The organism is Parageobacillus thermoglucosidasius (assembly GCF_001295365.1).
Lineage (GTDB): Bacteria > Bacillota > Bacilli > Bacillales > Anoxybacillaceae > Parageobacillus > Parageobacillus thermoglucosidasius.
The window spans coordinates 1,904,570-1,918,686 of the sequence record NZ_CP012712.1; the positions used below are offsets into that span (position 1 = coordinate 1,904,570).

General features: G+C 41.1%; 10 protein-coding genes and 1 pseudogene. 9 read left to right on the plus strand and 2 right to left on the minus strand.

The features are described 5' to 3' along the window. Window positions 1-867: a 2-oxoacid:ferredoxin oxidoreductase subunit beta gene (locus AOT13_RS09505; protein WP_003251588.1), complete on the plus strand. Its 867-nt coding sequence runs from the start codon at window positions 1-3 to the stop codon at window positions 865-867. Window positions 868-1,142: 275 nt separating this feature from the next. Here AOT13_RS09505 and AOT13_RS09510 read toward each other — a convergent pair whose 3' ends face one another. Beyond that, window positions 1,143-1,883, minus strand: coding sequence for a hypothetical protein (locus tag AOT13_RS09510; protein ID WP_013401235.1), 741 nt, complete (start codon window positions 1,881-1,883; stop codon window positions 1,143-1,145). A gap of 388 nt (window positions 1,884-2,271) precedes the next feature. On the opposite strand from AOT13_RS09510, the gene AOT13_RS09515 reads away from it, so the two are divergent. Both AOT13_RS09515 and AOT13_RS09520 read left to right on the plus strand, forming a co-directional pair. Next, window positions 2,272-3,201 (plus strand): DNA adenine methylase, encoded by a 930-nt coding sequence (locus AOT13_RS09515; RefSeq protein ID WP_003251583.1) that lies wholly within the window; start codon window positions 2,272-2,274, stop codon window positions 3,199-3,201. Window positions 3,202-3,266: 65 nt separating this feature from the next. Continuing rightward, the gene (locus AOT13_RS09520; RefSeq protein WP_003251581.1) at window positions 3,267-4,070 is read left to right on the plus strand and encodes a DNA-methyltransferase; all 804 of its coding nucleotides are present in this window, start codon (window positions 3,267-3,269) and stop codon (window positions 4,068-4,070) included. A 29-nt stretch (window positions 4,071-4,099) separates the two neighbouring features. Here the strand turns inward: AOT13_RS09520 and AOT13_RS09525 are convergent, their stop codons facing one another. After that, entirely contained in the window at window positions 4,100-5,239 is a 1,140-nt protein-coding gene (locus AOT13_RS09525) for a hypothetical protein (protein WP_003251580.1), read from the minus strand. A 76-nt stretch (window positions 5,240-5,315) separates the two neighbouring features. On the opposite strand from AOT13_RS09525, the pseudogene AOT13_RS20980 reads away from it, so the two are divergent. From AOT13_RS20980 to AOT13_RS09550, 6 genes and pseudogenes are all read left to right on the plus strand, one after another. Beyond that, a pseudogene (locus AOT13_RS20980) lies at window positions 5,316-5,705 on the plus strand (transposase); the annotation flags it as partial. 262 nt (window positions 5,706-5,967) lie between these two features. Next, complete coding sequence (gene miaB, locus AOT13_RS09530; protein ID WP_042383271.1) at window positions 5,968-7,539, plus strand: tRNA (N6-isopentenyl adenosine(37)-C2)-methylthiotransferase MiaB; 1,572 nt, start codon at window positions 5,968-5,970, stop codon at window positions 7,537-7,539. Between the two features lies 1 nt (window position 7,540). Continuing rightward, window positions 7,541-7,972 carry a YlbF/YmcA family competence regulator gene (locus AOT13_RS09535; RefSeq protein WP_003251577.1) on the plus strand — a complete coding sequence of 144 codons (432 nt, stop codon included), beginning with the start codon at window positions 7,541-7,543 and terminating at the stop codon, window positions 7,970-7,972. 191 nt (window positions 7,973-8,163) lie between these two features. Continuing rightward, window positions 8,164-8,709 (plus strand): outer spore coat protein CotE, encoded by a 546-nt coding sequence (gene cotE, locus AOT13_RS09540; RefSeq protein WP_003251575.1) that lies wholly within the window; start codon window positions 8,164-8,166, stop codon window positions 8,707-8,709. 959 nt (window positions 8,710-9,668) lie between these two features. Further along, window positions 9,669-11,816, plus strand: coding sequence for a hydantoinase/oxoprolinase family protein (locus tag AOT13_RS09545; RefSeq protein ID WP_042383270.1), 2,148 nt, complete (start codon window positions 9,669-9,671; stop codon window positions 11,814-11,816). 18 nt (window positions 11,817-11,834) lie between these two features. After that, window positions 11,835-14,105 carry a hydantoinase B/oxoprolinase family protein gene (locus AOT13_RS09550; RefSeq protein ID WP_013401231.1) on the plus strand — a complete coding sequence of 757 codons (2,271 nt, stop codon included), beginning with the start codon at window positions 11,835-11,837 and terminating at the stop codon, window positions 14,103-14,105. Window positions 14,106-14,117: the final 12 nt, after the last annotated feature.

Sequence of the window (14,117 nt, forward strand, 5' to 3'; positions counted from 1 at the left end):
ATGGCGACGTTTAAAGACTTTCGCAATGATGTGAAACCAAATTGGTGTCCGGGTTGCGGCGATTTCTCCGTTCAGGCTGCCATTCAGCGCGCTGCGGCGAACATCGGGCTTGAGCCGCACCAATTGGCAGTTATTTCTGGCATCGGCTGCTCGGGCCGCATTTCCGGATATATCCATTCCTATGGATTTCACGGCACTCACGGCCGGGCGCTGCCGCTTGCTCAAGGCGTGAAAATGGCGAACCGTGACTTAACGGTCATTGCCGCCGGCGGCGACGGTGACGGGTTTGCGATCGGCATGGGGCACACGGTTCATGCGATTCGCCGCAACATCGATATTACGTACATTGTGATGGACAACCAAATTTACGGTTTGACAAAGGGGCAAACATCGCCGCGAAGCGATGTCGGTTTTAAAACGAAGAGCACCCCGCAAGGATCGGTCGAACCGGCCCTTTCGATTATGGAAATCGCCCTAAGCGCCGGCGCTACGTTCGTAGCGCAAAGCTTTTCGAGCGATTTAAAAGAATTGACGAGCTTAATTGAAGAAGGGATAAAGCATAAAGGTTTTTCGCTGATCAACGTATTCAGTCCGTGTGTTACATATAATAAGGTCAACACATATGACTGGTTTAAAGAAAATCTTGTGAAAGTCAGCGAGATTGAAGGATATGATCCGTCTGACCGCGCCATGGCGATGCAAACGGTGATGAAATATAAAGGATTAGTGACGGGGCTTATTTACCAAAACAAAGAACAAAAATCGTATCAAGAATTGCTTCACGGTTACAGCGAAACACCGCTGACGGAAGCAGACCTTCGCTTAAGCAAAGAAAAATTTGCAGAATTAGTTTCTGAATTTATGTGATTTGGGAATGATTCACTCCTAATTAGGCATTGCCTAGTTGGGAGTGATTTTGTTATGGCAGCATGTCCCGTATCAAATCGGAATAAGAAAAGTATTGTTTATATGCTATGAATATGTATATGTTGTGAAGAAAACATTTTTTCTTGTGCCAAGGCCGATTATTTTTTGATTCTTGCGCTAATTTGGGGTGTAACTACATGGAGCGCAGGCGATGCATCTGCCTATCAGCCGTGATTCATTGTTAACGATAATGCATTTAATTTCAACTTAATTGTTTACTTTATGTCATTTAAAAAGGAGTAATCCAATTCTCTCCAGTTGGCTGGGCGAGTGTAGTGCTGTAATGCACGGGTAACAACTTCCTCTAGGGTATGCGAATGATTGACAGCGACAAATATTGCTTCGAAGTATCTAGAAAAAGGCATTTTTCTACCTAACTTTCCGTTCCTTATTGGATAATTAATATCTTCTTGCAGGACGATCCATTTTATACAATGTGCTAAATCAGTGAAAGAGTAATTCCAATAATTACCATTCCTGTTATATGTTTTTCCTAATCTTCGATGGATATTTTCTGTTAGATTGATTACTTCCATATTGATAGTGTTTTCATAAGGATATTCAAGTAATTTTGTGTTTCTGAAAGGATCTAAATCATTGTCTAATGATAAATTATGTAAAAAAATTCTTAAATCATTATATAGTGAATTATCTTTCTGAACTTTGTTATATAAATCAACTATTATGTTAACGTGAGACGGAGGCGTGTCTATATTTAGATTTTCTTTCACAATATTTACTCTAAAATCATATTTAGTGACTTTATTGTTTTTGATTTCTGCTTTATAACCTGGGAAAGTGATATCTATAGATGATCTGCCGTTCACATCTTGAAACGAGAGGACGCTATATCTTTCTTGCTTCTTCTGATTGTAAAGACTAATATAATCCGACTTTTCAAATTTGTTTAGCAGATGGTTTTTCATTTGCGAATAACTATAGCTTTTTACAGTCAACAAACATCTCTCCCTATACTATATCTGGATAATCCTTAGAAGAACGAAGTAAATGTATCATAAACTCCTTTTTGAAAAGTAATTCAAGCAGCTGTCCGACTCTCCCTTTGTTAATGATATCGATGTGCTGTTTTTCAAATAATTTTGAGAAAGGAACATCTGAACAGTTCAAAGAGTTAAGTTTTTCTAATGCTTCTATTAATTTTATTTTTATCCTCCGTTCAAAATTCTTGGTGGAAAGACGGCATACAAAATGAAGCTAAAAATGATATAATAAAAAACCGAGTCATTTCGACGAAAAGGGCATCTGTATTACAATATTATAATATGGTTAGACTCCTTATTACTAGCGCGAACGGATAAAAATCTAAGGTGGAGGTTACCTAATATGAGTACTATTTTAAATAAAAAAGCTAAACCTTTTTTAAAATGGGCTGGTGGAAAAACTCAGCTGCTGGAAACATTTGAACTTTATTATCCTAAAGCCATATATGAAGGAAAGGTTAAACGATATATAGAGCCTTTTGTCGGAAGTGGGGCAGTACTTTTTGAAATCGGACAAACATTTGATTTTGAAGATATCTATATTTGGGATATTAATCCAGAGCTGATTTTGGTATACGAAGTTATAAAAAATAATGTTGATGATTTAATTGAGAAACTTAAAGAAAAAGAAGACCAATATCTCGCCCTTGAGAGCGAAGGACGAAAAGCTTATTACTATAAGATAAGAGATGAATTCAATAATGCATTAAATGGCTTTGATTTTTATCGTTACCATAAGGGGAAAATTGAAAGGGCAAGCCAAATGATATTTTTAAATAGGACTTGTTTCAACGGTTTATTTAGGGTAAATAAGTCAGGGTATTTTAATGTACCAATGGGAGATTATAAAAAACCAACTATATGTGATGAAGAAAATTTACGTGCAGTAAGTCAATTTCTTCAAAGAGTGAATATCAATTTAGGCGATTATAAAGAAAGCAGGGATTATGTAAACGATGAAACATTCGTTTACTTTGACCCGCCTTATCGCCCTTTAAACCAAACATCTAACTTTACTTCGTATAGTAAGTATGATTTTACTGATGAAAACCAAAAAGAACTAGCCCGTTATTTTGCAGAATTGGATGCAAAAGGCGCTTTCCTAATGCTTAGTAACTCTGATCCAAAAAATACAAACGAACAAGACCATTTTTTCGATGAGTTATATGCCCCGTTCAACATTTATCGGATAAGTGCAAAAAGAATGATAAATTCAAAAGCGAGCAAAAGAGGGGCTATAAATGAAATTCTTGTAACTAACTACAAAGATTAAAAAATTATGTTAAACCAACCTGTGTTAAACAGGTTGGTTTGAATTTAATGCAAGGGGCGGTACTTATGAAAAATTTATTTGCAGGGCTAAAAGATGAAGAAATTTTTTACTATCAAGATAATCTCCTCCTTATTAATGGCAATTGTATTGATTGGTTAAATAGATTGGAAAAAAATAGTGTTGATATGATTTTTGCGGATCCCCCTTATTTTTTATCAAGTGGCGGTATTACTTGCCATTCTGGAAAAATGGTGTCGGTAGACAAGGGAGAATGGGACAAGCCATCTACCTTAAATGAAATACATTCATTCAATAAAGAATGGTTATATGCTTGTAAAAGAGTCTTAAAGGATGGCGGGACAATTTGGATTTCGGGAACTTTACACAACATATATTCTATTGGTTTTGCCTTGAATGAGCTTGAATATAAAATTTTAAATAATATTACTTGGTATAAAAAGAATGCCTCGCCAAATTTAAGTTGTCGGTATTTTACTCATTCGACCGAAACAATTTTATGGGCTAGAAAGGGGAAAAAGACATCCCATTATTTTAACTATAACTTAATGAAAGAAATGAATGGTGGGAAGCAAATGAGGGATGTTTGGGAAATACCGACAACTAAAAAAAGTGAGAAAGCACATGGAAGACATCCGACACAAAAGCCTATAGAGCTTTTAGAAAGAATAATTCTCGCATCGACAAAAATAAATGATATCGTTCTGGACCCATTCAATGGGAGCGGTACAACTGGAGTTGTTGCGAAAAAACTCAATCGCAGATATATTGGAATAGATATAGAAAAAGAATACCTAGAGTTGACAATAAAACGTCTTGAGGCTACAGAAAATGAGTTAGAGCTATACTAAGAGGGAATTAGAAATCTATCCCCCTTCTTTTAAGACATTATTCCGCCTCCGCCTCCTGCATCTGTTTTCCCGCTTTCCCATCCAGTTTGCCCGTAAATTGAAATAGATCTAGGAGGTTTTAAATTTCTTTTATCTGGTGGGCATACTTGATTCAAAACACATTCTTCACATTTTCGCTTGTTTAGTTTGCAATATTTTTTCCCTATTGATTTGTAAATTAGGTAATCCATTGAAGCAGGTGTTTTAGGGCAATGATTGTTCGGTATTTTCTTCCACTCTTCCCAAACAGTCCTCCAGCCTTCTTGCGTTTTATAGTCAACAAGCCCATATTGATAACAATAAACGTCAAGGTAACTTGCTAACAAAGGGAAATCTAACTCAAGAAGCCCTGTTCTTAATGCAACTCTAATTGTATTAGTATCACTAGCAACGTTTAGTTTTTCTATGCCAATATCAGTATCCCAAATATTCCAATCTAGCATATCCCTGATAAACATATCAGCTTTTTTTCTGCTAAAACCAATATCACGTTCATCTGATATTAATTTTCTGACTAACTCTAAATCATTGTTGCATATTTCCAATAAATTATATGCTTGTCCATTACACGTTTCTAATAGGAATTTCGAAGCCTCTAACATCCATTTTATTCGTTTATCACCCTGAGAACCAGTAGCACCTAAATATTCAAGAAATTCCAGTATAATATTTGGGGATTCAACTATTTTTTCAGGTTCAAACCACTCTGGTTTTTCGAGATATTTCTGAAAAGGATTTCTGCCGTCTTTATAAATGTTAATTTTAAAATCTTGAATTGCTGTATAAAACCGGACGTTAGCTATATTCTCCTTTGAAAGCCCCTTGGTGTTAGTAATCTTAGTATTCAGTTCCAACTGAGGGAAAGACGAGGGGGAGGAAAATATCTGCTCAAAAATCTCTGCTATTTTTCTTGCTTGGTTCCTGTTAATGGAAATGTTTAGGATTTCTTGGTGTTTTTCCTTCCAATATTCATGAAAAGGAGATATGTATTCATTATTATTAGATTGATATAAGTATTGATTAATTCTATTCAGAAAGATTTTAGCTACATCAATATCATTTTTATCTATACTGATATTAACGCCTATATCTCTTAACAATTCTTCGAGAAATTGTTTAATCGTCTTCATTTTCAATCCCCCATTGTAATATATTGCATAATACATTTTACTAATCCCTTCAAAAGCTGTCTAATTAATATAATAAAATCGTGTGCGGAAGAAAGCTCCATTCGAATGGCGGGGTTCTGAAACGCATTTACCGTTTTCCGAATAAAGAAATCGCATGGAGAGGTTTCAACAATTTGAATCCAAAGGTCCTGCAAGTGTTCAAAGGAAGTCCAATCGTGGGCAAATGAGCTGGATGTCCTCCTCACCTTTATGGACTGTCCAGACAGGATTCGAAGTGTGATTGATACGACCATGCCATCGAACGAACGATCAAGGGGATTCGGAAACGCCTAAAACCGATGAACAGGTTGAGCGGTTTCGAAGCCGCTGAAAAAATCTTTATCGAGAAGTGGTCAGGACGGAAATGAAGAGGATTTGCCGGGCGCATGAAGCCCTTCAACGAATGCTTACAGAACGTTATCATTAACTAAATACTGTAAATAGGCAAAATAAGGGGATTCTTCCTTTCTGCACCGGAAACTGAATATTGGCGTAGAAGAAACAGCCTCCTTTCTATTCTTAATCCATTCCAGAGATGCCCTATCTATCTTACATGATACAAAATTCTTGACGGTACCCAATTGGCATTCCCTTTTGTTTTTGAAAAGTGTATAATAAATTATTGCGTGTTGGTTTATAATGAATTTTTCTTTTCATTTCATCCATTATTATGAGAAAGGAGTATCAAAATGAACGAAAAACAACGTCTAGAACAAACAGGGCACATTCAAACAATGGATCATCCAACGGACAAAAAATCCGCTTTGGATGCGCTAAAGAAAAAAACGAGCAAAGATTACGAAAAGTATTTTACGAGCGTATTTATTCCGCCAAATCTGAAAGAAGCGAAAAAGCGCGGAAAAGAAGAAGTGAAATATTATAAAGATTTCACGATCCCGGAACAATTCCGCGGCATGGGCAACGGCCGCAAGTTTTATATTCGCACGTACGGCTGCCAAATGAACGAACATGACACAGAAGTCATGGCGGGAATTTTTATGGAGCTTGGATATGAGCCGACTGACCGCCCAGAAGATGCGAATGTCATTTTATTGAATACATGCGCCATCCGCGAGAATGCCGAAAACAAAGTATTTGGCGAGATCGGCCACTTAAAGCAGCTGAAGCAAGACAATCCGGATTTGCTTCTTGGGGTATGCGGCTGTATGTCGCAAGAAGAATCGGTCGTCAATAAAATTTTAAAACAATATCAATATGTTGATATGATTTTCGGTACACATAACATCCATCGCCTGCCACACATTTTGCATGAAGCATATATGTCCAAAGAAATGGTTGTCGAAGTATGGTCGAAAGAAGGCGATGTCATCGAAAATCTTCCGAAAGCGCGCAAAGGCAACATCAAGGCATGGGTCAACATTATGTATGGCTGCGACAAATTTTGCACGTATTGCATTGTTCCGTATACGCGCGGAAAAGAACGGAGCCGCCGTCCGGAAGACATCATCCAAGAAGTGCGCCATCTTGCCGCCCAAGGATATAAAGAAGTGACGCTTCTCGGCCAAAACGTCAATGCTTACGGAAAAGATTTCACGGATATGAAGTACGGCCTTGGCGATTTGATGGACGAACTTCGAAAAATTGATATTGCGCGCATCCGTTTTACGACAAGCCATCCGCGCGATTTTGACGACCGTTTAATCGAAGTGCTCGCCAAACGCGGCAATTTAGTGGAACATATTCATTTGCCGGTGCAATCGGGCAGCACGGAAATATTGAAATTGATGGGCCGCAAATATACGCGCGAGGAATATTTAGAGCTTGTCCGCAAAATTAAAGCGGCGATTCCTGACGTTGCCTTGACGACGGACATTATTGTCGGATTCCCGAACGAAACGGAAGAACAATTTGAAGAGACGCTGTCGTTATACCGCGAGGTCGAATTTGATTCTGCGTATACGTTTATTTATTCGCCGCGTGAAGGCACGCCAGCAGCGAAAATGGTGGACAATGTGCCGATGGAAGTGAAAAAAGAACGGTTGCACCGGCTGAACGCGCTTGTCAATGAAATTTCGGCAAGAAAAATGAAGGAATATGAAGGGAAAGTTGTCGAAGTATTAGTAGAGGGAGAAAGCAAAAACAACCCGGATGTCCTTGCTGGATACACCCGGAAAAACAAACTTGTCAACTTTATCGGTCCGAAGTCGGCGATTGGCAAACTGGTGAAAGTGCGGATTACCGAGGCGAAAACGTGGACATTAAACGGGGAAATGGTAGAAGAAGTGATCGAGGTGAGATAAGATGGCAAAATATACGCGTGATGAAGTTTTAGCGCAGGCGAAAGAACTGGCAAAAATGATTGCGGAGACGGAAGAAGTCGATTTTTTTAAACGCGCGGAAGAAAAAATACACCAAAATGAAAAAGTGCGCACGATGATCGAGCAAATCAAATCGCTGCAAAAACAGGCGGTAAATTTAAAACATTACGGGAAATACGAAGCGCTGAAAAAAGTAGAAGCACAAATTGACGACATTTATGAAGAGCTTTCGCAAATTCCGATTGTCAACGAATTCCAACAGTCACAAATGGAAGTGAATGATCTTCTCCAACTTGTTGCTTCTACCATTTCCAATACAGTGACCGATGAGATTATCGCATCAACAGGCGGCGACGTATTGCGCGGCGAGACGGGCGCGCAAATACGCTACCGCAGAAACGGCGGCTGCCATTAAAAAAAGAGAAAAGAAAAAGAGACGTCCTTTGTTGAGAAAGGGCGTCTTTTTTTATGGTCGAAAAAGTTGGCACATCATACGAAACCCCTGCATACAATGAACTATAAGGGAATGATTCATCAGTTTATGTGCACATTGGTTGAAATCACGCATAGGATGAAATGAAGATTCATTTGAGGAGGGTTTGACGTATGTCTGAATACAGAGAGATTATTACAAAAGCGGTTGTCGGGAAGGGCCGTAGATTTACGCAATCAACGCATACCGTTACATCCCCAAATCGGCCGTCGAGCATTTTAGGATGCTGGATTATTAACCATCGCTACGATGCGAAAAAACGCGACAAAGCAGTAGAAATCCATGGACACTATGACATTAACGTTTGGTATTCATACAACAACAATACAAAGACGGAAGTTGTCACAGAGACAGTGTCATATACGGATGTCGTTAAATTAAAATACCGCGATGATGATGACATTATTCACGATGATACAGATATTATCGTCCGCGTCATCCAGCAGCCGAATTGCTTGGAATGCACCATTTCGCCAAACGGAAATAAAATCGTTGTTGATGTTGAACGGGAATTTGTCGCCGAAGTCATTGGTGAAACGAAATTGTACGTGGCGATCGACCCAGAAGGCCGCAGCAGCGACGATGAATTCGAATATGACGAACTTGATGAAGAATTGGAAGATTTAAGCCCAGATTTGCTTCTTGATGATGAAGAGTAAAAACTAGGAAGGAAACCTTCCTAGTTTTTTTGTGTTAGGAATATATGGAATTTGCAGCACATCTTGATGGAAGCTTTCTTCTTTTCTTTTTCCATATGTATCATATTTATGATCCAAGTCCTGATCATTTTGTTAAATTCCGCTCCCGGTCCAGTGGATTAAGGTTTTGGGAATATCAAATAGCTTTTATTGTTTTTTAATAATACCGGACTGAGTCGCACTTAATTTTTATTTATAGTTTTAATATTAATAAAATTTAAAAAATAAAAAATTTTCTGTAGACATATATTTTTATATATGTTATTCTATTTAACAATAAACGATGCTAATGATGAATTGATAGAATAAAAAGCCATACAAATTAAATTTACTTGTTTTTCGTAAAAACAAGAGATGGAAGAGGCAAAGGAGCTGTTGATGAAACATGTTTTGCTGTTCTCAAGTTGTTTAAGTCACTGAAGCAACATCTTTTCGCGCATTGAACTGCCTCACTCTAACATCAGACAGAACAATTTCTTTCTGCTATTCCACTGAACGAAGCAACGGTTCTTCCCGCTGATTTTTATCTTCCCAATGCATTCGCGATTTTTATTTTGTTGTTTTTGTATGTTTATTTATTCCAAAATATATATTTTTTACTTGTTTATGTTTCTATCCTTGATTGTTCGCTGCATTTAAAATTACTATTCTCGCAGGAAAAATGGTAACTTCTATCATCCCTTTTGCCTATATCCGCCCATTAAAGGAGGTGATGGCGTTAAGTTAAGGGGAAGGAACATCAATTTGGCGGTGCCGATTTGATGACGGAAGCGTAGAGTAGAGGAGGCATGAAAAGAGGATAACGTCCCCAATCCCATCTTATATTCCCGTTTGGGATTAGGCTTCTAGCCTGCTTTTCAGATCTATCGTTTATAACCATTCTTAAAATATTGCAATCACATGTAGGAAGGGGAGAAAAAATGAAAACAGCAGTAAAAAGAAAGGCGCAAATTCTTGCGATTGACGCCGGAGGAACGATGACAGACACGTTTATCATCGATGAAAACGGAGAGTTTGTCGTCGGAAAGGCGCAATCGACACCGGAAGATGAATCGATCGGTCTCTTAAATTCTGCAAAGGATGCGTTTGCTTACTGGGACACAACAGTGGAAGAACAATTTCCAAAATTGCTTGCTGGAGTTTATTCAGGAACAGCGATGCTGAACCGGCTTGTATCAAGGAAGGGGCGCCGGGTCGGATTGATCGTTAACAAGGGGATGGAAGATTTTCACCGGATGGGCCGGGCGATCCAGGCATATCTTGGTTATTCTTATTCAGATCGTTTGCATTTAAACACTCACCGTTATGACCCACCTCTTGTGCCAAGGGAGTTAACAAGAGGTGTAACAGAAAGAGTGGATTTGTTTGGAAACGTTGTCATTCCGCTTTATGAGCATGAAGTAGAACCGGCAGTAAGGGAACTTCTGGAACTTGATGTGGAAGCTATTGTCATTAGTTTGCTTCATTCTTACAAGTATCCTGACCATGAACGGAGAGTGCGAGATATAGCCAAAGAGGTCATGAAGAAAGTTGGAAAAGAGGTTCCTGTGTTTGCCTCCGTTGATTATTATCCAGTCCGAAAGGAATCGCACCGGACGAATACAACGATCATTGAGGCGTATGCGGCCGATCCTTCACGCGAAACATTGACCAAAATTAACAATATGTTAAAGTCGCATGGTGCCAATTTTGATTTGCGCGTGATGGCAAGCCATGGCGGAACGATTAGCACGCGGGCAAACGAGTTGGCAAGAACGCTTGTTTCTGGTCCGATCGGCGGCGTCATTGGCGCGAAATATCTCGGGGAACAGCTTGGCATCCGCAATATCGCTTGCTCGGATATTGGAGGAACAAGCTTTGATATGGCGCTCATCACCCAAGGGGACTTAAGCATCAACACAAGTCCAGATATGGCCCGCCTTGTGCTTTCACTGCCGCTTGTCTCTATGGATACCGTTGGTGCAGGAGCCGGAAGCTATGTGCGGATCGATCCTAACTTTAAATCGTTAACACTTGGTCCGGACAGTGCTGGATCGAGAGTCGGTGTCTGCTATCCAGAAGGCGGTGTTGATACGGTAACGGTCACAGATTGCCATGTTGTTCTTGGATTGATCAATCCGGATAATTTTCTGGGCGGGGAAGTCAAGCTCTATCCAGAGCGTGCGTACGAAGCGATTAAAAAACAGATCGCCGATCCGCTCGGATTATCCGTCGAAGACGCGGCATACGGCGTCATCGACTTGCTTGAATCACAGCTTCGCAACTACCTTGAATCCATGATTTTAGGAAAAGGGTACTCACCGTCCCAATATGTATGTTTTTCGTACGGAGGTGGCGGTCCGTTACATACCGCCGGTTATACGAAAGGGCTTGGTTTTGAAGATGTGTTAGTGCCGGCATGGGCAGCAGGATTTTCTGCGTTCGGCTGCGGTGCGGCGGATTTCGAATACCGTTATGATAAAACGCTCGATATTAACGTCAATGACGGTGCCAGCGATGATGAAAAACGAAAAGCGGGAAAAGAACTGCAGGCCGCGTGGGACGAGCTTAAGGAAAAAGTCGCAGCGGAGTTCGAAAAAAGCCAATTCAGCAGGGAAGACGTTGATTTCCGGCTTTATTTCCGCATGCAGTACCAAGGGCAATTAAACGACTTGGAAATTGAAGCGCCAATCAAAGAATTTAAAAATATTGGGCACTGGAATGAACTTGTCAATGCGTTCGAAGACACGTATACAAGAGTTTACGCCAAAGCAGCGAAATCGCCAGAGCTCGGCTACAGCATCACAGGCGCCATTGTTCGGGGAATCGTTGAAGTGCCGAAGCCAAAAATCCCAGTAGAACCGTTTGCGGGTGAAACGCCATCGAAAGAAGCGTATCTCGGCAAGCGTAACGTGTACTGGAAAGGCAAATGGATCGAAGCGGATATTTGGGAAATGGAAAAACTGAAACCAGGCAACAAAATTAAAGCGTTTTCGATTATTGAATCTCCGGCAACCACATTTGTTATTCCGCCAGGATTTGAAACATATCTTGACCAGCATCGCATTTTCCATTTGCGAGAAATTTAACAGGGGGTTGAGTTGAAGATGGCGATGAACATAAGAGAGGAGAAAAAACACAAAACGATCGGCTGGAATGGAAAAACGCTGAAAGAAATGCGGGAGGAAATCGACCGGCTTAGCCAGCTGACGGGACATTACGCGGGATTAAAAGAACTGCCGCTGAAAGAAAGCGACCCGATCCGTTATGAAAAAATCTTTTCGAAGCTACGCGGCGGCGTGGTACATGCGCGGGAAACGGCGAAAAGAGTTGCCGCATCGCCGATTGTAGAGCAAGAAGGTGAATTATGTTTCACGCTTTACACACCTGAAGGCGATTCTATCGTTACTTCCACCGGTATCATCATTCACGTCGGTACGATGGGGGCTGCCATCAAATTCATGATTAAAAATGATTATGAAGAGAACCCTGGCATCGAGGACGGCGACATTTTCTGCAACAATGACTGCCAGATCGGTAACGTCCATCCGTGCGACGTTCATACGATCGTGCCGATTTTCTACGAAGGTGAACTGATCGGCTGGGTTGGCGGCGTTACTCATGTTATCGATGTTGGTGCAACAGCGCCTGGAAGCATGACGGTTGGTCCGGTCACTCGTTACGATGACGGTTATCAAGTGGCCTGCCGCAAAATTGGAAAAAACGATACACTGCTTAAAGACTGGTTAATTGAGAGCCAACGTTCGGTCCGTACGACAAAGTACTGGCTGCTTGATGAACGGACCCGAATCGCCGGATGTCATATGATCCGCGATCTTGTTCTTGATATTGTTAAAGAAGAAGGAATCGATACGTACAAACAGTTTATTCGCGAAGTGATCGAAGAAGGGCGCCGCGGCTTTATCAACCAAGTAAAAACGCTGCTTATTCCGGGCAGATACCGTCAAGTTTCCTTTGTTGACGTACCGTACAAAAATCTGGATGTCCCTCCTTATGCCCGTGTGGACACGATTATGCATGCGCCAACGGAGATAATCGTTCACAAAGACGGCAAGTTTGAAATCGATTTTGAAGGTGTCAACCGATGGGGATGGCATAGTTATAACGCAACGCCGGTCTCAATTACGAGCGGGATCTGGGTTATGATGTCGCAAACGCTGATCCCAAACGACCGGGTCAATGACGGAGCATATTATGCGAGCAAGTTTGACTTGCCGTACGGTTCATGGTTAAACCCAGACGATATCCGCACCGCGCACAGCTATGCATGGCATTTCCTTGTATCTGCGTGGAGCCCGTTATGGCGTGGGCTCAGCCGCAATTATTTTGCCCGCGGCTATCTCGAAGAAGTCAATGCAGGGAATGCCAATACCTCCAACTGGCTGCAAGGGGGCGGCTACAACCAGTTCAATGAAAACCATGCTGTCAACAGCTTCGAATCAGCCGCAGAAGGCGTTGGGGCAAGCGCGGTAAGAGACGGGATCAGCCATGCCGCAGCGATTTGGAATCCGGAAGGCGATATGGGCGATATGGAAATCTGGGAGTTGGCAGAACCGCTCATTTATCTTGGAAGAAGCATTAAACCAAATACAGGCGGCCATGGGAAATACCGCGGCGGGAACGGCTATGAAACGTTGAGAATGGTGTATGGGGCAAAAGACTGGACGATGTTTTTCATGGGCAACGGTTACATTTCCAGTGATTGCGGATTGATGGGCGGTTATCCAGCCGCAGCGGGATACCGTTTTGAAGCCCACGGCACGAACTTAAAAGAACGGATTGAAAAGAGGCTGCCGATTCCAACTGGCGGTGATCCTGATCCGGATAACCCGCAATATGAAAAACTGATGGAAGCTAAAGAAATTATCCGTGATAAGCAGGCGATAACGACGGAAACGATTTTTGAAAACTATGATTTATATTTGAACTATTTGCGCGGGGGTCCAGGATTCGGCGATCCGCTAGAGCGGAAACCGAAAATGATTGAAGATGATTTAAACGAAGGCCATATCCTTCCGCGTTTTGCCGAAAGTGTTTATGGAGCAGTTTTCACACAAGATGAAAAAGGGCGATATATCGTTGATGAAGAAGCAACGATGAAGCGCCGCGAGGAAATGAGAAAAGAGCGGCTGAAGCGGGGGGTGCCGACAAAACAATGGATGGAAGAGGAAAGAAAGAAAATTGTCAATAAAGAAGCAGCGATACAAGTGCGTCACATGTATGCGAGCTCATTTGCATTAAGTGAAAAGTTTTATCATGAATTTAAGTCGTTCTGGGATTTGCCGGAGAATTGGAAATTGACAGAAGATGAACTTGACGTCCCAGTCTTTGGCGCAAAAATTAATAAGATAAGATGAGGTGGTGAAAAC

Bases quoted from the DNA above. Each gene is read 5' to 3' on its own strand.
- cotE (WP_003251575.1), top strand. From the start codon at position 8,164: ATGTCTGAATACAGAGAGATTATTACAAAAGCGGTTGTCGGGAAGGGC.
- AOT13_RS09550 (WP_013401231.1), top strand. From the start codon at position 11,835: ATGGCGATGAACATAAGAGAGGAGAAAAAACACAAAACGATCGGCTGG.
- AOT13_RS09525 (WP_003251580.1), bottom strand. From the start codon at position 5,239: ATGAAGACGATTAAACAATTTCTCGAAGAATTGTTAAGAGATATAGGC.
- AOT13_RS09515 (WP_003251583.1), top strand. From the start codon at position 2,272: ATGAGTACTATTTTAAATAAAAAAGCTAAACCTTTTTTAAAATGGGCT.
- miaB (WP_042383271.1), top strand. From the start codon at position 5,968: ATGAACGAAAAACAACGTCTAGAACAAACAGGGCACATTCAAACAATG.
- AOT13_RS09545 (WP_042383270.1), top strand. From the start codon at position 9,669: ATGAAAACAGCAGTAAAAAGAAAGGCGCAAATTCTTGCGATTGACGCC.
- AOT13_RS09535 (WP_003251577.1), top strand. From the start codon at position 7,541: ATGGCAAAATATACGCGTGATGAAGTTTTAGCGCAGGCGAAAGAACTG.
- AOT13_RS09505 (WP_003251588.1), top strand. From the start codon at position 1: ATGGCGACGTTTAAAGACTTTCGCAATGATGTGAAACCAAATTGGTGT.
- AOT13_RS09520 (WP_003251581.1), top strand. From the start codon at position 3,267: ATGAAAAATTTATTTGCAGGGCTAAAAGATGAAGAAATTTTTTACTAT.